21 protein-coding genes and 2 pseudogenes are annotated in these 25,081 nt (G+C 68.5%); 17 read left to right on the top strand and 6 right to left on the bottom strand.

What is annotated here, in order from left to right:
- The 14 genes and pseudogenes from nuoI to ACILRF_RS05770 all read left to right on the top strand — a co-directional run.
- Positions 1-434 (top strand): NADH-quinone oxidoreductase subunit NuoI (gene nuoI / locus ACILRF_RS05835; protein ID WP_395671333.1); only part of this gene is annotated, 434 nt, incomplete at its 5' end.
- A gap of 74 nt (positions 435-508) precedes the next feature.
- Entirely contained in the window at positions 509-1,144 is a 636-nt protein-coding gene (locus ACILRF_RS05830) for an NADH-quinone oxidoreductase subunit J (RefSeq protein ID WP_395671332.1), read from the top strand.
- Positions 1,141-1,449 carry an NADH-quinone oxidoreductase subunit NuoK gene (gene nuoK, locus ACILRF_RS05825; protein WP_395671331.1) on the top strand — a complete coding sequence of 103 codons (309 nt, stop codon included), beginning with the start codon at positions 1,141-1,143 and terminating at the stop codon, positions 1,447-1,449. The genes ACILRF_RS05830 and nuoK overlap by 4 nt, the downstream gene beginning before the upstream one ends.
- Positions 1,450-1,455: 6 nt before the next feature.
- Entirely contained in the window at positions 1,456-3,702 is a 2,247-nt protein-coding gene (gene nuoL, locus ACILRF_RS05820; protein ID WP_395671330.1) for an NADH-quinone oxidoreductase subunit L, read from the top strand.
- 19 nt (positions 3,703-3,721) lie between these two features.
- On the top strand, positions 3,722-5,209 hold the full coding sequence (locus ACILRF_RS05815; RefSeq protein ID WP_395671329.1) for an NADH-quinone oxidoreductase subunit M: 1,488 nt from the start codon (positions 3,722-3,724) through the stop codon (positions 5,207-5,209).
- 9 nt (positions 5,210-5,218) lie between these two features.
- Positions 5,219-6,649 (top strand): NADH-quinone oxidoreductase subunit NuoN, encoded by a 1,431-nt coding sequence (gene nuoN, locus ACILRF_RS05810; RefSeq protein ID WP_395671328.1) that lies wholly within the window; start codon positions 5,219-5,221, stop codon positions 6,647-6,649.
- Positions 6,646-7,392 (top strand): biotin--[acetyl-CoA-carboxylase] ligase, encoded by a 747-nt coding sequence (locus ACILRF_RS05805; protein ID WP_395671334.1) that lies wholly within the window; start codon positions 6,646-6,648, stop codon positions 7,390-7,392. Before nuoN ends, ACILRF_RS05805 begins: the two co-directional genes overlap by 4 nt.
- A 2-nt stretch (positions 7,393-7,394) precedes the next feature.
- Positions 7,395-8,174 (top strand): type III pantothenate kinase, encoded by a 780-nt coding sequence (locus ACILRF_RS05800; RefSeq protein WP_395671327.1) that lies wholly within the window; start codon positions 7,395-7,397, stop codon positions 8,172-8,174.
- Complete coding sequence (locus tag ACILRF_RS05795; RefSeq protein WP_395671326.1) at positions 8,174-9,853, top strand: ribonuclease J; 1,680 nt, start codon at positions 8,174-8,176, stop codon at positions 9,851-9,853. Before ACILRF_RS05800 ends, ACILRF_RS05795 begins: the two co-directional genes overlap by 1 nt.
- 15 nt (positions 9,854-9,868) lie before the next feature.
- Entirely contained in the window at positions 9,869-10,129 is a 261-nt protein-coding gene (locus tag ACILRF_RS05790) for a DUF1467 family protein (protein ID WP_395671325.1), read from the top strand.
- A 71-nt stretch (positions 10,130-10,200) separates the two neighbouring features.
- Positions 10,201-11,520, top strand: a complete 1,320-nt coding sequence (proS, locus tag ACILRF_RS05785; protein WP_395671324.1) for a proline--tRNA ligase — start codon at positions 10,201-10,203, stop codon at positions 11,518-11,520.
- Positions 11,520-12,821: a lipoprotein-releasing ABC transporter permease subunit gene (locus ACILRF_RS05780; RefSeq protein WP_395671323.1), complete on the top strand. Its 1,302-nt coding sequence runs from the start codon at positions 11,520-11,522 to the stop codon at positions 12,819-12,821. Before proS ends, ACILRF_RS05780 begins: the two co-directional genes overlap by 1 nt.
- Positions 12,814-13,344, top strand: a pseudogene (locus ACILRF_RS05775) (ABC transporter ATP-binding protein); the annotation flags it as partial. The gene ACILRF_RS05780 and the pseudogene ACILRF_RS05775, both read left to right, overlap by 8 nt.
- A 219-nt stretch (positions 13,345-13,563) precedes the next feature.
- Entirely contained in the window at positions 13,564-14,919 is a 1,356-nt protein-coding gene (locus tag ACILRF_RS05770; protein ID WP_395671322.1) for an amidohydrolase family protein, read from the top strand.
- A gap of 6 nt (positions 14,920-14,925) precedes the next feature.
- On the opposite strand, the gene ACILRF_RS05765 is transcribed toward ACILRF_RS05770, so the two are convergent.
- The 5 genes from ACILRF_RS05765 to ACILRF_RS05745 all read right to left on the bottom strand — a co-directional run bounded on the left by ACILRF_RS05765 (position 14,926) and on the right by ACILRF_RS05745 (position 21,434).
- Positions 14,926-15,342, bottom strand: a complete 417-nt coding sequence (locus ACILRF_RS05765) for a VOC family protein (protein ID WP_395671321.1) — start codon at positions 15,340-15,342, stop codon at positions 14,926-14,928.
- Positions 15,343-15,411: 69 nt separating this feature from the next.
- Positions 15,412-15,798 (bottom strand): hypothetical protein, encoded by a 387-nt coding sequence (locus tag ACILRF_RS05760; RefSeq protein ID WP_395671320.1) that lies wholly within the window; start codon positions 15,796-15,798, stop codon positions 15,412-15,414.
- Positions 15,791-18,784, bottom strand: a complete 2,994-nt coding sequence (locus ACILRF_RS05755) for a PAS domain-containing protein (protein ID WP_395671319.1) — start codon at positions 18,782-18,784, stop codon at positions 15,791-15,793. Before ACILRF_RS05755 ends, ACILRF_RS05760 begins: the two co-directional genes overlap by 8 nt.
- A gap of 151 nt (positions 18,785-18,935) precedes the next feature.
- Complete coding sequence (locus ACILRF_RS05750; protein ID WP_395671318.1) at positions 18,936-20,492, bottom strand: AMP-binding protein; 1,557 nt, start codon at positions 20,490-20,492, stop codon at positions 18,936-18,938.
- 75 nt (positions 20,493-20,567) lie between these two features.
- Positions 20,568-21,434 (bottom strand): SIMPL domain-containing protein, encoded by an 867-nt coding sequence (locus ACILRF_RS05745; protein WP_395671317.1) that lies wholly within the window; start codon positions 21,432-21,434, stop codon positions 20,568-20,570.
- 125 nt (positions 21,435-21,559) lie between these two features.
- On the opposite strand from ACILRF_RS05745, the gene lipA reads away from it, so the two are divergent.
- Together lipA and ACILRF_RS05735 are read left to right on the top strand one after the other, a co-directional pair.
- On the top strand, positions 21,560-22,552 hold the full coding sequence (lipA, locus tag ACILRF_RS05740) for a lipoyl synthase (protein WP_395671316.1): 993 nt from the start codon (positions 21,560-21,562) through the stop codon (positions 22,550-22,552).
- A gap of 6 nt (positions 22,553-22,558) precedes the next feature.
- On the top strand, positions 22,559-23,056 hold the full coding sequence (locus ACILRF_RS05735) for a type II toxin-antitoxin system RatA family toxin (RefSeq protein WP_395671315.1): 498 nt from the start codon (positions 22,559-22,561) through the stop codon (positions 23,054-23,056).
- On the opposite strand, the gene ACILRF_RS05730 is transcribed toward ACILRF_RS05735, so the two are convergent.
- Positions 23,036-23,518: a CinA family protein gene (locus tag ACILRF_RS05730; RefSeq protein WP_395671314.1), complete on the bottom strand. Its 483-nt coding sequence runs from the start codon at positions 23,516-23,518 to the stop codon at positions 23,036-23,038. The two genes, ACILRF_RS05735 and ACILRF_RS05730, sit on opposite strands and share 21 nt — an antisense overlap.
- A 98-nt stretch (positions 23,519-23,616) precedes the next feature.
- Here ACILRF_RS05730 and ACILRF_RS05725 point away from each other — a divergent pair.
- A pseudogene (locus ACILRF_RS05725) lies at positions 23,617-25,081 on the top strand (spermidine synthase); the annotation flags it as partial.

Below are 25,081 nucleotides of genomic sequence, written 5' to 3'. Positions count from 1 at the left end.
CCTTCGGCCTGGCCATGAAGCACATGATGCGGCCGAAGAAGACCGTGCAGTACCCGCACGAGCGCAATCCGCAGAGCCCGCGCTTCCGCGGCGAGCATGCCCTGCGCCGCTATCCGAACGGCGAAGAGCGCTGCATCGCCTGCAAGCTCTGCGAGGCGGTCTGTCCGGCCCAGGCCATCACCATCGAGGCCGAGCCCCGCGCCGACGGCTCGCGCCGGACGACCCGCTACGACATCGACATGGTCAAGTGCATCTACTGCGGGCTGTGCCAGGAGGCATGCCCGGTGGACGCGATCGTGGAAGGCCCGAACCTGGAGTTCGCCGTCGAGACCCGCGAGGAGCTCTACTACGACAAGGAGCGCCTGCTGGATAACGGCGACCGCTGGGAGCGCGAGATCGCGAAGAATCTGGAACTGGATGCGCCCTATCGCTAAGACAGCCGCGCGATTCCGCGGCTGTCCGCTTTAGGCGCAGAACTCAGGTATTTGAGGGGAGCTAGAACCCGCCGATGGCCCTGCAGGCGATCGCATTTTACTTGCTGGCGGCCGTGACCGTCCTCGCGGGGTTCGCCGTCGTTTCGGCGCGAAACCCCGTGCACTCGGTCCTGTGGCTGATCCTGGCCTTCTTCTCGGCGGCCGGGCTCTTCGTGCTCATGGGCGCGGAGTTCATCGCCATGCTCCTCGTCGTCGTCTACGTCGGCGCGGTCGCGGTGCTGTTCCTCTTCGTCGTCATGATGCTGGACGTCGACTTCGCCGCTCTGCGGCAGGGCTTCGCCCGCTACATGCCGATCGGCCTGCTCGTCGCCGGCCTGCTGGCGCTCGAGATGATCATGGTCTCGACGACCGTGGCCACGCGCGGCGCGGCGGCTGCCAATGCGGCGCCGAACGCTTCCGGACACGGTTCGGACCTGCCCAACGCCGAGGCGATCGGGCGGCTGCTCTATACGGACTACGTCTATTTCTTCCAGGCCGCCGGTCTGGTGCTGCTGGTGGCCATGATCGGGGCCATCGTGCTGACCCTGCGCCATAAGCCGGGCGTGCGCCGTCAGGTGATCGCCGACCAGGTGGCGCGGACCGCCAAGACCGGCATGCGCATCGTCAGCCCGAAGCCCGGGCAGGGGATCGATGGGGGGATCGACCAATGACCATCGGCCTCGCGCACTATCTGGCGGTCGCCGCCATCCTGTTCACGATCGGCGTCTTCGGCATCTTCGTGAACCGCAAGAACATCATCGTCATCCTGATGTCGATCGAGCTGATCCTGCTCGCCGTGAACATCAACCTGGTGGCGTTCTCGGTCTATCTGCACAACGTCGTCGGGCAGATCTTCGCCATGTTCGTCCTGACCGTCGCGGCGGCCGAAGCCGCTGTCGGCCTGGCGATCCTCGTGACCTTCTTCCGTAACCGCGGCGACATCGCCGTGGACGACGCCTCGATGATGAAGGGCTGATCGAACGTGGACCCCAAAGCCCTCGTCACCATCATCCTGTTCGGGCCGCTGATCGGTGCGATCGTCGCCGGTCTTGGCGGCCGCTTTATCCCGGCCAAGGCCTCGCAGGCCGTCACCACTGGTTTCCTGTTCCTGTCCGCCCTGCTGTCGTGGACGGTGTTCAGCCAGTGGACCTGGGGCGGGCTCGAGCCCTTCACCATCACCTACGCGCCGTTCATCCACGTCGGAAATTTCGTCTCGAACTGGTCGTTCCGGCTCGACGCGCTTTCGGCGGTGATGCTGGTCGTGGTGACCAGCGTCTCGTCGCTGGTGCACCTCTATTCTTGGGGCTACATGGCCGAGGATCCGCACCGCCCGCGGTTCTTCGCCTACCTGTCGCTGTTCACCTTCGCCATGCTGTCGCTGATCAGCTCGGCGGACTTCATGCAGCTGTTCTTCGGCTGGGAAGGCGTCGGCCTCGCCAGCTACCTGCTGATCGGCTTCTGGTTCAAGAAGCCGACCGCCAACGCCGCCTCGATCAAGGCCTTCGTCGTCAACCGTGTCGGCGACTTCGGCTTCGCCCTCGGCATCATGACGGTGTTCTGGGCCTTCGGGACCATCCAGTTCGCCGAGCTGTTCCCGATGATCGCCGCCAATGCCGGCCGCACCTGGGAATTCGCCGGCCAGGGCTTCCGCCTGGCGGATATCGCCTGCGTGCTGCTGTTCATCGGCGCCATGGGCAAGTCGGCGCAGTTCTTCCTGCACACCTGGCTGCCGGACGCCATGGAAGGCCCGACGCCGGTTTCGGCGCTGATCCACGCGGCGACCATGGTCACCGCCGGCGTCTACATGCTGTGCCTGCTGTCGCCGATGTTCGAGTATGCGCCGGTCGCCAAGAACATCGTCACGGTCATCGGCGCGATCACCGCCCTGTTTGCAGCCACCGTCGGCCTGACCCAGAACGACATCAAGCGGGTCATCGCCTATTCGACCTGTTCGCAGCTCGGCTACATGTTCTTCGCCGCCGGCCTGGGCGCCTATCAGGCGGCCATGTTCCACCTGTTCACCCACGCCTTCTTCAAGGCGCTGCTGTTCCTCGGCGCGGGCTCGGTGATCCACGGCATGGCGCACGAACAGGATATGCGTCGCTACGGCGCGCTCGCGAAGTTCCTGCCGGTCACCTATGCGGTCATGACCATCGGCACCATCGCCATCACCGGCCTCGGCTTCCCGGGCGTCGCCTTCGGTCTGCCGGCTCTGGAGCTCGGCTTCGCCGGCTTCTACTCGAAGGACGCGATCATCCACGCGGCCTATGAGGCGGCCGCCGCCGGCCAGGCCATCGGCTGGTTCGCCTTCATCATTGGCGTGCTCGTGGCGGGGCTGACGGCCTTCTATTCCTGGCGCCTCGCGTTCTTCACCTTCAACGGCCACGCCCGCTGGACGAGCGAAGACCTCGAGCACCACTGGCACAACCGCGATCATCACGACGATCACGCGCACGGCGCGCACAGCGATCATGCCTCGACGGCGCAGCACGAAACGCACGACGAGCCGCTGGCTGACGCCCCGGCGCATGATCACGGCCACGGCCACGGTCATGGCCACGAACACAAGCCGCACGAAAGCCCGTGGACCATGCGCCTGCCGCTGATCCTGTTGGCCATCGGCGCCATCGCCGCCGGCTTCGCCTTCCACCACCAGTTCATCGGCGAGCACAAAGCCGAGTTCTGGAAGGGCGCGATCTACAATGCCCCGGCCGCGCACGGCCCGGCGCCCGCCGGCCATGCGGAGCCGACGCACACGGCGACCGACGCGGCCCAGCAAGCCGAGGGCGCGGTTCCCCCGGCGCACGCCGAAGAGGCTGCGGCCGAAGGCCACCACGCGCCGCTGTGGGTGTTCCTGGCTCCGCTCGTCGCCTCGATCGGCGGCCTGCTGGTCGCGGCCTACGTCTACATCGTCAAGGAAGGCCTCGGGGCGCGTCTCGCGGCTCGTGGCGGGCCCGCCTACACCTTCTTCTACAACAAGTGGTTCTTCGACGAGCTGTACGACGCGACCTTCGTCCGCGCGGCGAAGTTCCTCGGCGACCTGTTCTGGAAGGGCGGCGACCAGAAGATCATCGACGGCCTTGGCCCCGATGGCGTCTCGGCCGTCTCCTATGCCGTCGGGCGTCGCACCGGCCGGCTGCAGACCGGCTTCCTGTACCACTACGCCTTCGTGATGCTGCTCGGCGTCGCTGGCCTTCTCACCTACGCCCTCTGGGCGTGGAACGCCTAAGGGGAGGGCGGAGACCATCATGACCGGCCTGCTTTCCCTCATCACCTACGCGCCGATCGTCGGCGTGGCGGGCATCCTGGTCCTGCGCCTGCTGCGCGGGTCGGAGGACGCCTCCGTGGTGAACGCCTCGAAGTGGATCGCGCTGGTCGCGACCCTGGCGACCTTCGTCCTTTCGATCCTGATGGTCGCCCAGTTCGACCCGAACGAGACCGGCTTCCAGTTCCCGGAAGAAGTTCCGTGGTTCGCCGGGATCGCCTACCGCATGGGCGTCGACGGCATCTCGGTGCTGTTCGTCCTGTTGACCGCCTTCCTGATGCCGCTCTGCATCGCCGCCTCGTGGAATTCCATCGAGAAGCGGGTGCCGGAGTACATGATCGCCTTCCTGGTCCTCGAGACCCTGGTGATCGGCGTCTTCTGCGCGCTCGATATCGTCCTGTTCTACGTGTTCTTCGAATTCGGCCTGGTGCCGATGTTCCTGATCATCGGCATCTGGGGCGGCGCGCGGCGGGTCTATGCGGCGTTCAAGTTCTTCCTCTACACGCTGTTTGGCTCGGTGCTGATGCTCGCCGCCATCCTGGCGATGATCAACATCGCCGGCACCAGCTCGATCCCCGAGCTGATGACCTACGACTTCGGCGCCGACGTGCAGACCTGGCTGTGGCTGGCCTTCTTCGCCTCCTTCGCGGTGAAGATGCCGATGTGGCCGGTCCATACGTGGCTGCCCGACGCCCACGTCGAGGCGCCCACCGCGGGCTCGGTGATCCTGGCCGGCATCCTGCTGAAGATGGGCGGCTACGGCTTCATGCGGTTCAGCCTGCCGATGTTCCCGGACGCCTCGGCGATGTTCACGCCGCTGGTCTTCGCGCTCAGTGTCGTCGCCATCGTCTACACCTCGCTGGTCGCCTTCCGGCAGACCGACATCAAGAAGCTGATCGCCTATTCGTCGGTCGCCCACATGGGCTTCGTGACCATGGGCATCTTCTCCGGCAACGCCGCCGGCGAGCAGGGCGCCCTGTTCCAGATGATCAGCCACGGGGTGATCTCCGGCGCGCTCTTCCTCTGCGTCGGCGTCGTCTACGACCGGATGCACACCCGGGAGATCGCCTTCTACGGCGGCCTGGTGAACCGCATGCCGTGGTACGCGGCGGTCTTCCTGCTGTTCACCATGGGCAACGTCGGCCTGCCGGGGACCTCAGGCTTCGTCGGCGAGATTCTGACCATGACCGGGGCCTATGAGGCCTCGACCTGGACCGCCATCGTCGCGGCGACCGGGGTGATCCTTTCCGCGATGTACGCCCTGACCCTCTACCGCCGGGTCGTGTTCGGGGAGCTCACGAACCCCAAGCTCGCGGCGATCGAGGACCTGGACTGGCGCGAGTGGGCGATCTTCGTCCCGCTGATCCTCTCCACCCTCTTTCTCGGTGTTCAGCCGAACGCCGTCTTCCACTTCACTGAGGCCTCGGTCGACCAGCTTGTGACGGTCTACCGGGCGGCCATCGGGGGCTGAGCCTTAAAGATGACGTTCTCCGCCGACATCGGCCTTGCCTTCCCCGAGCTGATCCTCGCCGTCGCCGCCCTGGCGCTGCTGGTCTGGGGCGCGTTCGCGCCGCGCATGACCACGGCGCTGAGCGCTGCGGCCATCGTCGCCCTGCTGGGCGCCGCCTTCGCCTCGGCCACCGGCCCGTTCGGCCGCGCTTTCGCTGGCGGGCTGATCTCCGACGAGGCCGCGACCTTCGCCAAGGTTGCGATCTACATCGCCTCGGCCATCGCCATCCCGCTCGGCCAGCGCTGGTTCGAGCGGCGCGGCGTGCGCAACTTCGAATTCCCGGTCCTGATCCTGCTCGCCGCCCTCGGCATGGGCATGATGGCCTCGGCCGGCGACCTGATCTCGCTCTACGTCGGCGTCGAGCTGCACTCCCTGGCGCTCTACGTCCTGGCCGCCATGCACCGCGACGACGGCAAGGCCTCGGAGGCCGGCCTGAAGTACTTCGTGCTCGGCGCTCTGTCGTCCGGCCTGCTGCTCTACGGATCCAGCCTGATCTACGGCTTCGCCGGTTCGACGGTGTTCTCGGAGATCGCCGTGGTCGCGCAGAACGGCGCCAACACCGGCCTGCTGTTCGGCCTCGTGTTCCTGATCTGCGGCCTGGCGTTCAAGGTCTCGGCCGCGCCGTTCCACATGTGGACGCCGGACGTCTACGAAGGCGCGCCGACCCCGGTCGTCGCCTTCTTCGCCGCCGCACCGAAGCTCGCCGCCATGGTGCTGTTCGCCCGCGTCCTGGCCGAAGGCTTCGCCGGCGCCGTTCCGCAGTGGCAGCAGGTGCTGGTCGTCATCGCCCTGATCTCGATCTTCGTCGGCGCCTTCGCGGGCCTGGCGCAGAAGAACCTCAAGCGCCTGTGGGCCTACTCGTCGATCGCCAACATCGGCTACGCCGTCCTCGGCCTCGCCGCCGGCACCGGCGAGGGCATGCAGGGCATGCTGATGTTCATGATCCTCTACATGATCGACGTCACTGGCTTCTTCGCCTGCCTCGCGGCCCTGTCGCGCCAGGGGCGGCCGATGGAAACGATCGAGGACATGGCCGGCCTCATCAAGGAACAGCCGGGCATCGCCCTGGCCATGACCGCCTTCTCGCTGTCGGCGCTCGGCCTGCCGCCGTTCTCCGGCTTCTGGGCGAAGGTCTACGTCTTCCGCGCCGCCCTCGACGCCGGCCTTGTCTGGGCGGCCGTCGCCGGCCTCGTCGGCTCGGTTGTCGCCGCCTTCTACTACCTGCGCCTGCTGAAGGTGATGTGGTTCGACGCGGCCTCCGCCGCCACGGACAAGCCGGCGCCTGAGGCGCGGGTCATCGCCCTGGCCATGGCGGTGTTCTCGTTCCCGATCGTCCTCGTCGCCCTGACCTGGCTCGACCCGCTGGCCGCCCGTGCGGCCGCCGCGTTTGGTCTCGCCTGACGTTGACGACCCACCCGCCCGTCGACGCGTACGACGAGCTGGACTCCACCAATGCCGAGGCCCGTCGCCGGGCCGAGGCGGGGCGGGGCGGGCCGGTCTGGATCACCGCCGCCGTGCAGACCGCCGGCCGCGGTCGCCGCGGCCGCAATTGGGCGAGTCCCTCGGGCAACCTCGCCGCCACCCTGCTGACCACCACCGACGCCCCTCCGGCTGTGGCGGCGCAGCTCTCCTTCGTCGCCGCGTTAGCCGCCGCCGACCTCGTCGACACCTGCCTGGGTGAGGGCGCAGCCCAGCTCAAATGGCCCAACGACGTGCTGGTCCACGGCCGCAAGGCGGTCGGCGTGCTGATCGAATCCGGCGCGCGGTCCGACGGCCGCCTGTGGCTCGCCGTCGGCGTCGGCGTGAACCTCGCCGTCGCTCCGGACGACACCGAGCGCCCGGCCACGGCGCTCGCCGACCACATGGCCGCCCCGCCGCCGGGCGCCCTCGACGCCCTCGACATCCTGGCGACCCGTTTCGAGATCTGGCGCCAGGTCTGGGAACAGGACGGCTTCGCCCCCATATCCCGCGCCTGGACGGCCCGCGCTCACGGTCTCGGCGGCCGCTGCGAGGCCCGCCTGCCGGACCGCACCCTCTTTGGTGTCGCCGACGGGCTAGACGAGGAGGGCGCCTTGCGGCTCAGGCAGGACGATGGGACTCTCGTCCGCATCACGGCCGGCGACGTCTTCTTTGGAGGCTCTTGAGCGTGCTGCTGGCCATCGAACAGGGCAACACCAACACCCTCTTTGCCGTGCATGACGGCGAGCGGTGGATCGCCCAGTGGCGCACGGCCACCCAATCGAACCGCACGGCCGACGAATACGCCGTCTGGCTGTTGCAGCTTCTCGCCATGACCGGTCTGGCGCTCGGCGCCTTCGACGCCTGCATCATCTCCAGCGTCGTGCCGCAGTCGATCTTCAATCTGCGCAACCTCGCCCGCCGCTATCTACAGGTCGAACCGCTGGTCGTCGGCGAGAATGCCGAGCTCGGCATTCCGGTGCGGATCGACAAGCCATCTGAGGCGGGCGCCGACCGCCTGGTCAACGCCATCGGCGCGCACATCGTCTATCCGGGCGATCTGATCGTCATTGACAGCGGCACGGCCACCACCTTCGACGTCATCGCCGCCGACGGCGGGATGGAGGGCTGCGCCATCGCGCCCGGGATCAACCTCTCGATGGAGGCGTTGCACCAGGCGGCGGCGAAACTCCCGCGAGTCGCCATCCAGCGACCACGCGGCAACACCGCGATCGGCAAGGACACCGTGGCGGCCATGCAGTCCGGCGTGTTCTGGGGCTATATCGCCCTGATCGAGGGCCTCGTCGGCCGGATCAAGGCCGAGTGGGGCAAGCCCATGACCGTGATCGGCACCGGCGGCGTCGCCTCCCTGTTCCACGGCGCCACCGACGCCATCGACCATTTCGACCCCGACCTCACCATTCGCGGCCTGCTGGAGATCTGGCGCCGCAACACGAAAGTATCCTGATGCCGCGTACCCAAGCCGATGAACTCGTCTTCCTGCCGCTCGGCGGGTCGAACGAGATCGGCATGAACTTCAATCTCTATGGGTTCGGCCCGCCCGACGACCGCAAATGGGTCGTCGTCGACCTTGGTGTCACCTTCGGCGACCAGACGACGCCCGGCGTCGAGGTGATCCTGCCCGACCCCGAGTTCATCGAGCAGTACGCCGACGACATCCTCGGCATCGTCCTGACCCACGCCCATGAGGACCATATTGGCGCGGTCGCCTGGCTGTGGCCGAGGCTCAAGGCGCCGGTCTACGCAACGCCGTTCACCGCCTTCATCCTTCGCGAGAAGCTGCGCGAGGCCGACCTGCTCGACGAGGTGTCGATTACCGAGGTGCCGCTCGGCGGCTCCATCGAGCTTGGCCCGTTCAAGCTCGACCTGATCACCTTGACCCACTCGATCCCGGAGCCGAACGGCCTCGCGATCCGCACGCCGCTCGGCACCGTCCTCCACACCGGCGACTGGAAGATCGACCCCAACCCGCTGCTGGGCGATGTCACCGACGCCGCCGCCATCCGCCGCCTCGGCGACGAGGGCGTCCTGGCGATGGTCTGCGACTCGACCAACGTCTTCGTCGACGGCCACGCCGGCTCCGAGGCCGACGTCCGCGTCGCCATGACCGAGCTGATCGGCAGCCTGAAAGGCAAGGTCGCCGTCGCCTGCTTCGCCTCCAACGTCGCTCGCATGGACAGCGTAATCCGCGCCGCCGAGGCCAACGGTCGCCGCGTCTGTCTGGCCGGCCGCTCGATGCACCGCATGGCCGCCGCCGCCAAGTCGGTGGGCCTGATGCAGGACATCGCGCCGTTCGTCGACGACACCGAGGCCCGTCACCTGCCGGAGAACGCGGTCCTTTACCTCTGCACCGGCAGCCAGGGGGAACCGCGCGCCGCCCTGGCCCGCATCGCCGACGGCACCCATCCGCACGTGAAGCTGGGGGCTGGCGACAGCGTGGTCTTCTCCAGCCGCGTGATCCCCGGCAACGAGATCCCGATCCGCAATCTGCAGAACAAGCTGACCGAGAACGGGGTGCGCCTCTACACCGAACGCGACCATCCGGGCATCCACGTCTCCGGCCACCCTTGTCGCGACGAACTGGCCGAGATGTACAGCTGGGCGCGTCCTGAGATCGCCGTCCCGACCCATGGCGAGCGTCGTCACCTGATGGAACACGCCGCCTTCGCCCGTGACCTTCAGGTTCCGCAGCAGGTGACGCCGCGCAACGGCGACATGGTCCGCCTGGCTCCTGGCCGCGCGGCGGTGATCGACGAGGTCCCCTCCGGCCGGCTGTTCGTCGATGGCGGCGTCCTGACCCCCGAGAACGGCGAGGCCCTGCGCGAGCGGCGGCACGCGGCCTTCAACGGGGTTCTGGCCGTCTCCGTCGTCCTCGACGGCCGCGGCAAGGTGGTCAGCGGCCCGCAGGTCCGCGCGCTCGGCCTACCGACCGAGGACGAAGAACACCTGGACGAGGTGCTCGACGAACTGGCCGACGCGGCCGAAGACGCCATCGGCCGCCTCAAGGGGCCCGAAAAGGAACTCGACGACAGCATCGAGACCGCCATCTCGCGGACCGTGAAAAAGGCCAGCCAGCGCATCTGGGGCCGCCGCCCCGTGGTCGAGACGACAGTGCTGCGGATCTAGGGGAGGGGAAAGCCGATGGGAATCTTCACCGGCATCGCGATCTATTTCACCATCTGGTGGGTGGTGCTGTTCATGGTTCTGCCGTGGGGGATCACCAGCCATGCCCAGGCCGGCATCGACAAGGGCGACGGCGGCGACCCCGGCGCGCCGGTCGATCCCAAGCTGAAGAAGAAGTTCATGACGACCACCTGGATATCGGCGCTGCTGTGGATCGCCGTGTTCGTCGTCATCCACTTTGGCCTGGTCGAGCTCCCCGCCTTCCCGACGGACCGCTAGCGCCCGTTGCCAACCCGCGCCGGGCAGCGCTATCACCGCCGTTCGCTTCTCTCAGGGACAGATCGCCGCACATGCGCCTTTCGCGTTACTTCATGCCCACCCTGCGCGAGGCGCCGTCCGACGCCCAGATCGTCTCCCACCAACTGATGCTCCGCGCGGGCCTGATCCGGCAGGAAGCGGCCGGCATCTACGCCTGGCTGCCGCTGGGCCTGAAGGTGCTGAAGAAGATCGAGCAGGTCGTGCGCGAGGAGATGAACCGCGCGGGCGCGGTCGAGATCCTGATGCCGACGCTGCAGCTCGCCGACCTCTGGCGCGAGAGCGGTCGCTACGACGACTACGGCGAGGAGATGCTGCGCATCAAGGACCGCCACGAGCGCGACCTGCTGTACGGGCCGACGGCGGAGGAGGTCGTCACCGATATCTTCCGATCTTATGTGAAGTCCTACAAGGACTTGCCGAAGAATCTTTACAACATTCAGTGGAAGTTCCGCGACGAGCGCCGGCCCCGCTTCGGGGTCATGCGCGGCCGCGAGTTCCTGATGAAGGACGCCTATTCGTTCGACATCGACGAGGTCGCCGCCCGTCGGGCCTACAACCGGATGTTCCTGGCCTACCTCAACGTCTATTCGCGCCTCGGCCTAAAGGCGATCCCGGTCCGCGCCGACACCGGCCCGATCGGCGGCGACCTCTCCCACGAGTTCATCATCCTGGCCGAGACCGGCGAGAGCGAGGTCTTCGCCCACCGCGACCTCGTCGAAATGGCCGCGCCCGGCCACGACCTCGACTGGGAGGGCGACCTCCAGCCGCTGGTCGAGCAGCGCACCCGCCTCTACGCCGCCTCCGACGAGATGCACGATCAGGCGCGCTTCGAAGCCGAAGCCCCCGAGGACAAGCGGATGACGGCGCGCGGCATCGAAGTCGGCCACATCTTCTATTTCGGCGACAAGTACTCGAAGCCGATGAAGGCCACCGTCACAGGCCCCGATGGCAAGGACGTGCCGGTCCAGATGGGCTCCTATGGCGTCGGCGTCTCGCGGCTCGTGGGTGCGATCATCGAGGCCAGTCACGACGAGGGCGGGATCATCTGGCCCGACAGTGTCGCCCCCTTCGGCGCGGCCGTCGTCAATCTGCGCCCTGGCGAGGCCACCGTCGACGAGGTCGCCGAGCAGGCCTACCAGGCGCTGGCCGACCGCGGAAAGGAGCCCTGCCTCGATGACCGTGACGACCGGCCGGGCGCCAAGTTCGCCAGCCTCGACCTCGTCGGCGTGCCCTGGCAGCTCATCGTCGGTCCGAAGGGGGTCGGCGAGGGCACGGTGGAGATCAAGCGCCGGGCGACCGGCGAGCGCCACACCCTGCCGCTCGACCAGGCCCTGAAGGCGATCTGCGCCTGATGGCGAGCGCGACCCCCACGCCGACTGCCGGCGGCCGCGCGCCGCCGTTCGGCCTCTGGGAGCGCATGCTGGCGAGCCGCTACCTGCGCGCCAAGCGCAGCCAGGGCGGCGTCGCCCTGATCTCGGTCATCAGCTTCATCGGCATCATGCTGGCCGTCGCGACCCTGATCATCGTGATGAGCGTCATGAACGGCTTCCGGACGGAGCTGCTCAGCCTGAACCTCGGCTTCAACGGCCACCTGTTCGTCACCGGCCCGATCCTGGACGAGGCCAGCCGCGACGCCGCCGTCGCCCGCATCCGCCAGGTGCCCGGCGTCGTCCAGGCGGCCCCGATCATTGAAGCCCAGGCCATCGCCATGGGGCCGAACCAGGTCTCCGGCGCCATCGTTCGCGGCGTCGCCCCACGGGACCTCGCCGCCTTGACCATCGTCTCCGGCAACCTCAAGGGCGGCTCGCTGCGCGACTTCGGGGCGGGGGAGTATGGCGGCGAGACCGTCATCGTCGGCGAGCGTCTGGCCCAGATGCTCGGCGTCCGCCCCGGCGATCCGCTGACCCTGATCTCCCCCAGCGGCGCGGCCACCGCCTTCGGCAGCGCCGTGCAGGAAAAGTCCTACGTCGTCGGGGCCACCTTCAGCGTCGGCATGAGCCAGTTCGATCAGGCCTTCATCTACATGCCCTTCGAGCAGGCTCAGCTGTTCTTCGGTCGCGAAGGCTCCGCCGACGTCATCGAAATCAAGGTCCAGGAGCCCGACCAGGCCGCCCGCCTGAAGCCGGCGGTTCACAAGGCCGCCGGCCCGCTGGCCCTCGTCTCCGACTGGACCCAGCGGGACAGCTCGTTCTGGGGCGCGCTGCAGGTCGAGCGCAACGTCATGCGCCTGATCCTGATGTTGCTGGTCGCCATCGCGGCGATGAACATCATCTCCGGCCTCGTCATGTTGGTGAAGAACAAGGGCCGGGACATCGCCATCCTGCGCACCATGGGGGCGGGGCAGGGGTCGGTGCTGCGCATCTTCTTCATGGCCGGCGCCTCGATCGGCGTGCTCGGCACCCTGGCCGGGCTCGGCCTCGGCGTCCTCTTCTGCACCTACATCGCCGAGATTCAGCGGGCGGTGGAATGGGCGACCGGGCAGGCGGTGTTCTCGTCCGACGTCTACTTCCTCTCCAGCATCCCGGCCGACATCGACCCGAAGGAGGTGGCGATCATCACCTTCTGGGCCCTGGCCATGAGCTTCCTCGCCACCCTGCCGCCGGCCTGGCGGGCCTCGCGCCTCGATCCGGTGGAGGCGCTCCGCTATGAGTGACCTCGTCCTGTCGATCCGTGGCCTGGAGCGCACCTACGAAACCGCCGCGGGCGGCCTCAGCGTGCTCCGTGGCGTCGACCTCGACCTGAGGGCCGGCGAGATCGTCGGCCTGATCGGGCCCTCGGGCTCAGGCAAGTCCTCACTGCTGCACGCGGCCGGCCTGCTGGAGCATCCCAATGCGGGGCGCATCACCGTGCTCGGCCAGGACTGCACCGACCTGTCCGACCGGCAGCGCAGCCGCGTGCGCCTGGCCACTGTCGGCTTCGTCTACCAGTTCCACCACCTGCTGCCGGAGTTCTCGGCCCTCGACAACGTCGCCCTGCCGCAGATGATCGCCGGCAAGAGTCACAAGGCCGCGCAGGACCGCGCCCGCGCCCTGCTGGGCGAACTCGGCCTGTCCGCCCGGATCGGCCACCAGCCCGCCCAGCTCTCCGGCGGCGAACAACAGCGCGTCGCCATCGCCCGAGCGCTCGCCAATTCGCCGCGCCTGCTGCTGGCCGACGAGCCGACCGGCAACCTCGACCCGACCACCTCCGGCGCGGTGTTCGAGAACCTTTACGCCCTGGCCCGCCGCGAGGGCGTCGCCGCCCTCGTCGCCACCCACAACCTCGAGCTCGCCCGGCACATGGACCGGGTGTTCGCTCTGAAGGACGGCCATCTGGAGGAACAGCCGCGCTGAGCGCCGCTGGACGGCGCCGGCGGCCCCGCTAGAGTGCTCCCAACAGTGAGGGGGGACTCCGCAATGACGATCCGCACCGCGACGGCCGTTGCCGCGCTCGCCCTGGTCATGGCTTTTCCGGCAGCCGCTCAAGCGCCGGCCCCCGCCACCGTCATCCATGCCGGCGCCCTGCTGGCGCGCCCGGGTCAGACGCCCGCCGGGCCCTCCACGATCGTCATCCGCGGCGGCAGGATCGAGGCGGTTCACGCCGGCCTTCGCGATCCGGCCGCCGCCGGCGCGCCGGGCGCGAAGGTCGTCGACCTGAGCGACCAGTTCGTCCTGCCCGGGCTGATCGACCTGCACGTCCACCTGTTCAACGACGACGACAAGATGCGCTCGCGGCTCGAGGCGGTGAACCGCGACATCGAGGACCAGATGGTCATCGGCGTCGACAACGCCCGCCGCACGTTGGAGGCCGGCTTCACGACCGTGCGCGACCTCGGAAGCGAGGCCCGCAGCATCACCGCTCTGCGCGAGGGCATCAACAACGGGCTGCTGCCTGGCCCCGGCATCGTGCCCGCCGGCCGGGCGATCTCGATCACGGCCGGTCACGGCGACCCGGCCAACAACCTCAACCGCGACCTGACCGAGGCCGCCCAGGCCCACGCAACCAACGTCTGCGACGGTCCGGAGGACTGCCGCCGCGCCGTGCGCGCCCAGATCAGCCAGGGCGCCGAGGTGATCAAGTTCATGGCCACGGGCGGCGTCAATTCCAACATCGCCGGCGGCCTCGGCCGCCAGATGTTCGACGACGAGATGAAGGCGATCGTCGACACCGCCCACATGTTCGGCCGCAAGGTCGCGGCCCACGCCCACGGCGCCGACGGCATCGCCGCCGCCCTGAACGCCGGCGTCGACACCATCGAGCACGGCACTTTCGGCGACAAGGAGACCGACGCGCTCTTCAAGAAGACCGGCGCCTGGTACGTGCCGACCATGGTCGCCCCGCGCGCCGCCCTGGCTCAGGCGCGGGCGGGCGCCCGCTCGCGCAACACCCTGGAGAAGGCGGAGATCACCGCCCGCACCGCCTTCGACAACTACAAGCGCGCCATCGCTGCTGGCGTGAAGATCGCCTTCGGCACCGACAGCGGCGTCTCCGACCACGGCAAGAACGGCGAGGAGTTCGGCCTCATGGTCCAATCCGGCATGACCCCGGCGGCGGCGATCCGCGCCGCCACCGTCGACGCCGCCGAAGCGCTCGGCCGCTCGCAAACCCTCGGATCCATCGAGCCGGGCAAGGACGCCGACATCGTCGCCGTCGCCTCGAGCCCGCTGGCGGACGTCACCCAGTTGGAGCGGCCGACGTTCGTCATGAAAAGCGGCGTCGTCTTCAAACTCCGCGGCGAGCGTCAGGCGTTCCCGCCGCTGGACCGTCGCTGAGCTCGCTCAGAACGTCGTCGATCCGTCCTCGCCGATGATGCACTGCGGATTCCAGGCGACTTCCCAGCTGTGGCCGTCCGGGTCGGTGAAGTAGCCCGAATAGCCGCCCCAGAACACGTCCTCGGGCGCCTTCGTCGCCACGGCGCCCGCCGCTAGGGCCTGGGCGAAGGTCGCATCGACGTCCGCCTTCGATCGCTCGTTGATCGCCAGGGTGATCCCGCTGAACCGCCCATCCACTGGCCGCCGGGCGTCCTCGCCCAAATCCTCGCGCCCGAAGAGGGCCAGCCCGAACCCGGGCAGCTGGTAGAAGCACACGCCCTCCAACGCCTGCCGCGGCGTCCAGCCCAGCCCCGCCTCGTAGAACCGCCGCGCCCGCGCCAGGTCGTCGACCCCGAGGGTGATCAGTGAGAGACGTTGTTCCATGGGTTCAATCTCCGGCGGGGCTCGGCGCATAGGACGGCGCCCCGGCCGGAAAGGCGAGGGCGCTTCCGGCTAGTTGTGGATCGCCGAGCTGATCGCTCGCGCCACCTTGGCGATGTCGACCGGCTTCTCGCATCGCGCGATCTTGGCGAACCGTGGCGGGATGGCCGTCGGGTCATATCCTGTCGTGAACACCATCGGCACGCCGCGGGCGACCAGCAGGTCGGCGGCCGGATAGGCGCTGTCGCCGCCGAGGTTGACGTCCAGCACCGCCCCGTCAATGCGTGGCTCGGCGCGGATCAGGTCTAACGCGTCCTCAAGGTAACCCACCGGCCCGAGCACGACCGCTTCCGCATTCTCCAGCTCGGCGCGCAACTCCTCTGCGAGCATGTACTCGTCCTCGACGACGAGCACGCGACAGGCCCGCAAACTCCATTCGTCGCTGCTGCGCTCAGGCATGGGTCGCCTCCGCCCCGCTGCTCTCGGAGACGGGGATGGAAATCGTGCAGTGGACGCCATCCGGCATGAATTGATACGCCGTTCGCGCTCTTAACTGATAGGGCAGGGCCCGTTCGATCAACTCCCGCCCTTCGCCCGACCCCGCCGGCGGCGCGTCGGCGGTTGGCATGGCGACACCACGTTCCCGCCAGTCGATGTGCAGCCAAGGCTTGCCGCCTTCGCCTTCCCGCTCGTACGTCCAGGTCACCGCCAATCGCCCGCCGGCGGCGCCCAGGGCGCCGTACTTCACCGCATTGGTCGAAAGTTCGTGTAGCGCCATTGCCAGCATCTGCACGGTCGATGAGCGTAGCCGCACGCCAGCCGGCCCGCTCAGAGTCACCCGCTCCGACCCCCCGTCCATGGCCGAAAGTTCGGTGTGGATCAGTTCGTCGAAGGTCACTCGGTCGAGGTCATTCAGTCTCGACAGCAGGCCTTGGACCCGCGACAGCGCGTCCAAGCGGTCGCGGAACCGTGCCCGAAAATCGGCGAGGTCGTCGCTTGCGCGGGCGGTCTTGTCGGCCATCGAGCGGACAACCCCCATCAGGTTGCGCGTCCGGTGCTGCAACTCGGCCACCAGCACGGTCTGCCGCTCCTCCCACTCCCGTCGGTCGGTCGTGTCGACCATGGCGCCAATCATCCGCACCGGCGCGCCGTCGTGGTCGTAGAAGAACCGGCCGCGACCGTAGAGCCAGTGGACCGATCCGTCCGGATGGACGACGCGAAACTCCTGTACGTACTCCTCGTGAGCGGCCATCGCCCGGCGCAGCGCTTCCTCGGCGCGGGGACGGTCGTCCGGATGAATGCGGGCGCTCCACGCCTCGTAGCTGGGGCGGACCTCGCCGACGCGATAGCCCTCCATCCGGAAATGCTCGTCCGACCAGTGAACCTCCCCGGTGAGGACGTTCCAGTCCCACAGGCCGAGCCGCCCGACTTGGACCGCACTGCGCAGTCGCTCTTCGCTGCGCTCGGTCAGGTCGTGGGCCAGCTTGGCGTCGGTGATATCTTTGCCGATGCCGCCGATCCGCGTTACTCGCCCCTCGGCGTCGGCGATCGGAAAGTCGGTGTTGCGCAGCCAGCGGATCTTCCCGTCCCTTGGCCGCCGGACGCGATACTCGAACGTCAGGTGCTCGCCGGCGCGGACCCGGTCGATTGCCGCGTCGGCGTGCGCGCGGTCTTCCGGCACGATCAACTCCAGCCAGCTGCGATAGTTGTCGCCGGACAGCGCCTCCTCGCGGCCGAGCCCATAGATCGCCTCGAAGGCCGGCGTCAGATATTGCCATTGCAGCTTCTCGGCGTCCCTGATCCACAGCACGTCCTGCGACGCCTCGCCGAATTGGCGCAGACGCTCCTCGCTCTCGCGCAGAGCCTCCGCGTCGTGGTGGCGCTGCGTGATGTCGCTGCCTGCTCCGAACCACTCGGTGATCTCGCCATCGGGGCCGAGCAAAGGGACGGCCCGGGAAAGCACCCACCCTGTGCTCCCATCAGCCAGCCGCACCCGGTGCTCCAACTCGAAAAGGGACTTGGTGCGGATGGCTCGGTCGATTGCAGCTGAAACCGCCGGCAGGTCCTCCGAAGGAATGTACTTCTCAACCCAGTCTTTGATGGGCTCGGAGGTCTCGGCCAGCGTCTGGCTGTCGAGCTGGTACATCAGCCGCCAGTCCGCGCTCATGCGGTAGACCGAATAGGTGCCGGCGGTCACCAGCGCCCGGAACTTCTCCTCACTAGCCCGCAGCGCTTCGCCGCCCCGCTTCTCCGCGTCGATGTCGTGGATGACGCTGATCAACCCATTCAATCCGCCCTCGCTGTCGCGGGTCGGCACAACGGAAACCCTGGTCCAAACCTCACGTCCGTCGTGGTCGATGAAGAGCATGTCCTGGCCGGGGACAACGGTCTCGCCCCTCAACCCTCTGGCTCCCGGGAAATCCTGGGGGGCGAGAGGATTGCCCCCGGCGTCCCAAGCGCGCCAGCGGGGCGCCTGCCCGCCGTCGTGCGACGAAAGCAGGCCTTCGGGCAGGTATCGGCGATACCCCTCGTTGGCCAGCACAGCCTTGCCGGTGTTGTCGATCACCGCGATCCCAATCGGCGCGCTCTCGAACGTCGCCGCAAGGCGCACCTCGCTCTCGCGTATGGAGGCCTGCAGACGCTTCTGTTCGGTGACGTCGGGATGCGCCCCGACCAGGCGCACGGGCTTGCCCGAGGCGTCGCGCTCGATGTCGGCGCGGGCGTGGATCCAACGTACTTCGCCATCGGACGGGCGGATGATGCGGTATTCGTTCTCGTAGATCGACGCGCCGCCGCCGAGGCTCGCTAACAGCGCATGCTCAGCGCGATTGCGATCCTCCGGATGCACCCGCGCGAGCCAGTCCTGGTGACTTTCCACCGGCTGCGCATCCGGCAGGCCGTGTATCCGCAGGTATTCCGGCGACCGGCGGCTGCTCAGTCCGTCGGTCACATCGATATCGAGGCCCCCGACCTGGCCGATACGTTGAACGCGGGCGAGGTCTGCCTCGCGCTGACGCAGCGCTGTCTCGGCCGCCGCCCGTTCCGTGACATCGTCGAAGAGCTCGACAAGGCGGTCGCCGCCCAGGGGATGCACATGAAGTTCGAAAGTGCGCTCAAGCGCCGCGAACACATGCTCCAGCCGCTCGGGGCGGCCCGTATCCACGATCCGGGCGAACGCTTCGGTCCACCAGGGCTCAAGGTTTGGGAACAGCTCGCTTGCCCGTCGTCCCTCAGCTGCGGAGATTGGCATCCCGAACAGCTGCTCGAATGCCGGGTTGAACTTCAGGTAGAACTGATCGACCGCCCGGCCCGCAGCGTCGCGGACCAGCTCAAGCTCGCAATAGCCCTGGCCCATGGTCTCGAAGACCGACCGGTAACGCGCCTCGCTTACCCGAAGGGCCGCCAGCTCTGCGTGAATGTCGTCGGTCGCAGCAAGCTCGGTCATCGGGGTAGGTGTCCTGAGCGCCTGAACTACAACGCATCACCCTGATCTTCGACTTGCGCCATCTCTTTTGTCGGATTCGAGCCGGCGAGAGCTTCAACGTCGTCGTGAGAACATCTGGCCATCTTCCAGACGATCGGCGCTTACATTTGCGTTATGCGGCCCGGCGGATCTCCGCGTCGACGATTCGCTGCAGGGCCACATAGTCGGTCTTGCCGGTGCCCAGCACCGGGATCTCCGGCACCCGGATGATCTTGCGCGGCACGGCGATCTCCGGCGCGCCGACCTTCTGGGCGTGGGTCAGCATCGGTTGGGCGTCGGCGTCGCGGCGGTCGGTCACCAGGATCAGCCGCTCCCCCTTCTTCGGGTCGGGCAGGGCGACCACGGCGTGCCGCCCCTCCGGCCAGACCGCCGCCGCCAGGTCCTCGGCGGCGGTCAGCGAGACCATCTCGCCGCCGACCTTCGCGAAGCGTTTCACCCGCCCGAGGATCTTCACCCAGCCGTCGTCGCCGATCGACACCACGTCGCCGGTGTCGTGCCAGCCGCCGGGCGGCTCCTCGATCACGCCGCTGGGGTGCAGGTAGCCGACCATCACGTTCGGCCCGCGGACGAACAGCTTGCCGCCGCCAGGGATGCCCTCGACGGGCTCCAGCCGCGTTTCGACGCCGGGCAGCAGACCGCCCACCGTGCCGCGGCGGTTGTCGTCCGGCTTGTTGACGGCGATCACCGGCGCCGCCTCGGTCGCGCCATAGCCTTCCAGCAGCGGGATCGGGCCGAACTTCTCGGCGATCAGATTGTGGGTCTCGTCCCGCACCTTCTCGGCTCCGCAGACGACGAACTGCAGGCCCGATAGGTCGCCGGGCTCCGCCGCCCGGGCGTACTGGTTGACGAAGGTGTCGGTGGCCAGCAGCACCGAGGCGCCGGTGTCCTTGACCAGCGGCGGGATCTGCCGCGTGTGCAGCGGCGAGGGATATTCGAAGGCCTTCATCCCCGTCAGCAGCGGCAGCAGCACCCCGCCGGTGAGGCCGAAGACATGGAAGATCGGCAGCGGGTTGAAGAACACCCAGTCCGGATCGAGTGCGATGTGGGCGGCGATCTGCCGGCAGTTGGCCACCAGGTTCGACTGACTCAGCACCACGCCGCGCGGTGCGCCATAGCTGCCGGAGGTGAAAAGGATGACGCCGGGGTCTTCGGGCCGGGTCGGCGTGCGGAACCGGCGGGGCATCGCCCCGGCGGCGAGCGCGTACAGCCGGTCGGCCGGGCCGATCTTCTGCCGGACGTCCTCGAGGTAGGTGACGGTGGCGATCTGCTCCAGCGCATCCACGAGGTCGTGCAGCTTGCCCTGCTCGACGAAGCGGTGAGAGGTCAGGACGCGTTTGACCCCCGCGGCCTCGCAGGCGCCCCTCAGGTTGCGGATGCCGGAGGTGAAGTTCAGCATCGTCGGCGTGCGGCCGAAGGCGTGCAGCGCGAAGAACGTCACCACCCCGCCGACGCTGGCCGGCAGCATCACCCCGACCCGCTCACCCGGCTGCGTCATGCCGGCGATCTTGCGGCCCAGGGCGAAGGCGGCCCGGATCAGGTCGCGGTAGGAGAGGGCGCGCCGCTCGTGGTCCTCCAGGATCGGCTTCTTCGGGCCATACGTCCGGCTGGCTTCGACGAGGGCGTCGAAGAGCGGGGTGCGAGTGTCTTCGATCTCGAAGTTGGCCGGCAACAGGCGCGCCTCCCAAACGCTGCGGGGCGGGGACCCTAACCTTGGGGAAAGCGCCTGAAAAGCGCAGCCCGTTCCCTAGCCGAGGCCGTAGACCACGCAGGCCCGCTCCTCCAGGCGCAGCATCGGCGGCTGCAGCGGCAGTTGGACGGCGCTCGGGTCGAGCCCTGCGCTCCCCCGCCCTTCCACCGACGGGACGGGCAGGGGCGGGATGGGCGGCGGCGGCGGCGGCGCGGCGACGCGCTGCGCTGTCACGGTGATGTCGTCGTAGCTCTGGGGGGCGCCGGCGACCAGGACGTCGACCATGCAGGCCCGGCCGGTCGGATCGATCAGGCGCACGCCGCCGAGCTGGGCCCCAGCGGCCTCGGTCGCCAGCAGGGCCCGCCGGCGGGCGTCGGCGACGGCCAGCTTGGACATTTGCGTGCGGGTCTCGTTCTCGGCCTCGAGGCGGAACCGCATCCCCTGGGTAGAGGTCGGCTTTGCCGCCATCAGCGTCGCATAGACCCGCTCGGCCAGGCGCACGTCGCGGATCTCGACATTCACGTGCGCGACCACCTGATAGCGCTCGATCTTGTCGGCTCGCTGGTTCTCGTTCACCTCGCCCTGGCGGTCGCGGTACTGGTCATAGAGCGGCTGGATGCGGAAGGTGGTCTCGACCCGCACCTTGTCGGCGCCGTAGGCCGATAGCGCCTCGCCCAGCGCCCGGACCTTCTGCACGGCCGCCCGCTGGGCGTCCGCTGAATCCCGCTCCACGGCGTCGTAGGTCGCCGAGGTCGCCGCCCGGTTGGCCTGGATTTCCGTCCACACATAGCCGGTAGAGGCGATGATCGGCTTGTCCATCCACCAGGGCGCCAGGCCGTAGCGCGGCGGAGCTGAGGCGGGTGTTTGGGCGCTCGCGGCAGTGGCGAGGACGGAGGCGAGAACGGTCGTCACGGCAGCGCGCATGGAGGCTCCAGTTTCGCTCGTCCCCCAGCGGACGCTAGCGTCGCCACGCCCCGTCGTCACGCGTCTCTGCGCCGCATTTCACCTCCGCGCTTGATCCGCGGGCCGCAACGAACGATCTAGGGCCCATGGCCGTGGTCATCGACACCGTGGGCGGCGTCCGCCCCCGTCACCCCGAGAAGCAGAACCGCCCCGACACGCCCGTGCTGCGCAAGCCTGAGTGGTTGCGCGTCCGCGCGCCGGGCTCGGCCGGCTACAACGCCACGCGCCAGATCGTGAAGGACAACCGGCTGGTCACGGTCTGCGAAGAGGCGGCCTGTCCGAACATCGGCGAGTGCTGGACCAAGAGCCACGCCACCATGATGATCATGGGCGAGGTCTGCACCCGCGCCTGCGCCTTCTGCAACGTCGCCACCGGTCGCCCCGACGCCCTCGACCCGACCGAACCCGCCCGGGTCGCGGACGCCGTCGCCAAGATGGGGCTAAAGCACGTCGTCATCACCTCGGTGGACCGCGACGACCTCGCCGACGGCGGCGCGGCGCACTTCGCCGCCGTGGTTCGCGCCATCCGCGCCGCCTCGCCCGCGACCACCATCGAGATCCTGACGCCGGACTTCCTGCGCAAGCCGGCGGCGGCTGCCGAGCTGGTGATCGACGCCAAACCCGACGTCTTCAACCACAACCTCGAGACCGTCCCGCGGCTCTACCTCTCGATCCGGCCGGGCGCCCGCTACTACCACTCCCTGCGCCTTCTGGAGCGCGTCAAGGAACGCGACCCGGCCCAGTTCACCAAGTCCGGCCTGATGGTCGGGCTCGGCGAGGCGAAGGAAGAGGTCATGCAGGTGATGGACGACATGCGCTCGGCGGGCGTCGACTTCATCACCATCGGCCAGTACCTGCAGCCGACCCGCAAGCACGCCGCCGTCGACCGCTTCGTCCACCCCGACGAGTTCCGGGCGCTTGAGGAGATCGCCCGCGCCAAAGGCTTCCTGATGGTCTCGGCGAGCCCCTTGACCCGCTCCTCGCACCACGCCGGCGAGGATTTCGCCCGGCTCCAGGCGGCTCGTCGTGCGCTCGAAGGCTGCGCACGCGAAGGCCGTGCGCTGGAAGGCGCCGCCTGACCACCCGTGCGCCATCACGTCTCAAAACAGCTGCCCTATACGCCGGACCAGCTCTTCGCCCTGGTCGGCGACGTCGAGCGCTATCCCGAGTTCGTGCCGTGGATCACTGGGCTGCGGACGTGGAATCCGCGGGGCCTGGGGGAGGGGATCGACGCCGTCGACGCCGAAGCCAGCGTCGGCTTCTCCTTCCTGAAGGAACGCTTCGCCACCCGCGTGCGACGCGACGCAAAGGAGCGGCGGATCGACGTCAGCCTGCTTTCAGGCCCGTTTCGCAAGCTCGCCAACCGCTGGCGTTTCCTTGACGCCGGCCATGGCTGCACGCGGATCGACTTCGACATCGACTTCCAGTTCAAGTCGCGCCTGCTCGAAGCTCTGCTGGCCGCGAACTTCAGTCACGCTGTCGACCGCCTGATGACCTGTTTCGAGGCCCGGGCGAAGGCGCTGTATGGCTCCGCAACTCCTCCTCCTCCGGAGGGCGACAGTTCAGTTCAGGCGATCCCGTAGCATCTGAAGCGCCGCCGCCACGGCCGCCAGCTGCACGCCCTCGCGCGTCGGCTCCGTGAACCGCCAAGGCCGGTGCGCCACCTCGCCGCGACCTGCCGTGGCGATGTGCACCGTTCCAACCGGCTTCTCCGCCGATCCGCCGCCCGGTCCGGCGATCCCGGTGATCGCCACCGCGAGCCGGCCGTTCGTCGCCGCGCCGGCCGCCATCGCCCTCGCCACCGGCTCCGAGACTGCGCCGTGCGCCGCGATCAGTTCGACGGGCACGCCGAGTAGGTCGCTTTTCGCCTCGTTCGAATAGGTCACGAGGCCCCGGTCGAAGACGTCCGACGCGCCCGACACCGAACAGATCGCCGCCGCCACCAGCCCGCCCGTGCAGCTCTCGGCGGTGACGATCCGCGCCTGGCGGGCGCGCGCCGCTTCGATCAGGCCGGCGGCGAGCGCGGTGACATCAGGCGGAAACATCGGCGTACTGCTCTTCGATTGGGACTAGGCGGAACGGCCAAGCCGAACCAACATCCCAGAACAGCATCCGGGGCGTCGCAGATTCAAGGCCGAACCACATGACCACGCTCGCGGCCTCGCGGACCGGCGTCCGGCCGCCGGCGGCCCTGTTCGCCCTGACGGTGTTCTTCAGCGCCTCGCTGGTATTCCTGGTCCAGCCGATGGTCGCCAAGCTGGTTCTGCCCCTGCTGGGCGGCAGCCCCTCGGTGTGGAACACCAGCATGGCCTTCTTCCAGCTGGCTCTGCTGGCCGGCTATGGGTACGCGCACGTGCTGCAGAAGGCCGGGACCGTCGGCCGCCAGGCGGCGATCCATGGCGCCGCTCTCGTCATCGCCGCCTTGGCCCTGCCGCTGCGGGTCAACGAACTGGTCGGCCCGCCATCGCCTGAACATCCGAATGTCTGGCTCATCGGCGTGCTCGCCGTCTCGGTGGGGGCCCCGTTCGCGGTGCTGTCGGCCACCGCCCCGCTGATCCAGGCCTGGCACGCCCGCACCATCGGCGCCGACAGCGGCAAGGAGCCCTACGTCCTCTATGCCGCCAGCAACCTCGGCAGTCTGCTCGCCCTGCTAGCCTATCCGCTGCTGGTCGAACCCAACCTGACCCTGGCTGCCCAGCGCACCGGCTGGAGCCTCGGCTACGGCGTTTTCGTGCTGGTGCTCGCCGGCCTCGCCGTGCTGATCGCCCGCGCGCCGCAGACCGCGCCGTCGACGGCGGCGGCGACGGCGGTAAAGCCGCTCGCCTGGCGCCAGCGCCTGACCTGGCTGGCCTTCGCCGCCATCCCGTCCAGCCTGATGCTCGGCGTCACCACCCACCTGACCACAGACGTCGCCTCCGCGCCCTTCCTGTGGGTCATCCCGCTGGCGTTCTATCTGCTGACCTTCGTCATCGCCTTCCAGGCCCGGCCGCTCATTCCCGCGGACCTGACGCTGTTCTTCCAGGCCGCGATGATCGCGATCTGCGCCGCCCTCCTGCCATACAAGTCGACCAACTTTCTGATCCAGCTCGCTGTCCACCTGGCGGCCTTCTTCCTGACCGCCTTGATGTGCCACCAGCGCCTGGTCGAGCGGCGGCCCGATCCGGCCCACCTGACGGAATTCTACCTCTGGCTTTCGGTCGGCGGGGTCCTCGGCGGCGCCTTCAACGCCTTCGTCGCCCCGGTCATCTTCAACAACGTCTGGGAATACCCGCTCATCCTGGCGCTGGCCGTGCTGGCGCGGCCGGGCGGGATCGACAAGGTCACGCCTTGGGCCTGGGCCATGCTGCTGATCGGCATCGCCGCCGCCGCCGCGACCCCGATCCTCTCAACCTTCGTCAACGGCATGGGCGAGGCCCGCGTCCTCGGCGACTACAGCGGTGAGGATCTCGGCCGCCTCGGGGTCGGCGTTCTGCTGTCGGCCGCCGTGATCGCCGCCTTCATGCTCCGCGGCCAGCCGCTGCTGATGTTCGCCGTGGTGGCCGTGATCTCGATCGGCGCCAACGCCGCCGCCGACCGCGTTAACACCGAGAAGAGCTGGCGCAGCTTCT

The organism is Phenylobacterium sp., assembly GCF_044236515.1.
In the GTDB taxonomy this organism is placed as follows: Bacteria; Pseudomonadota; Alphaproteobacteria; order Caulobacterales; family Caulobacteraceae; genus Phenylobacterium.
The sequence above is the reverse complement of the archived record's forward strand: the minus strand, read 5'-3'. Positions and strand labels throughout refer to the sequence as shown.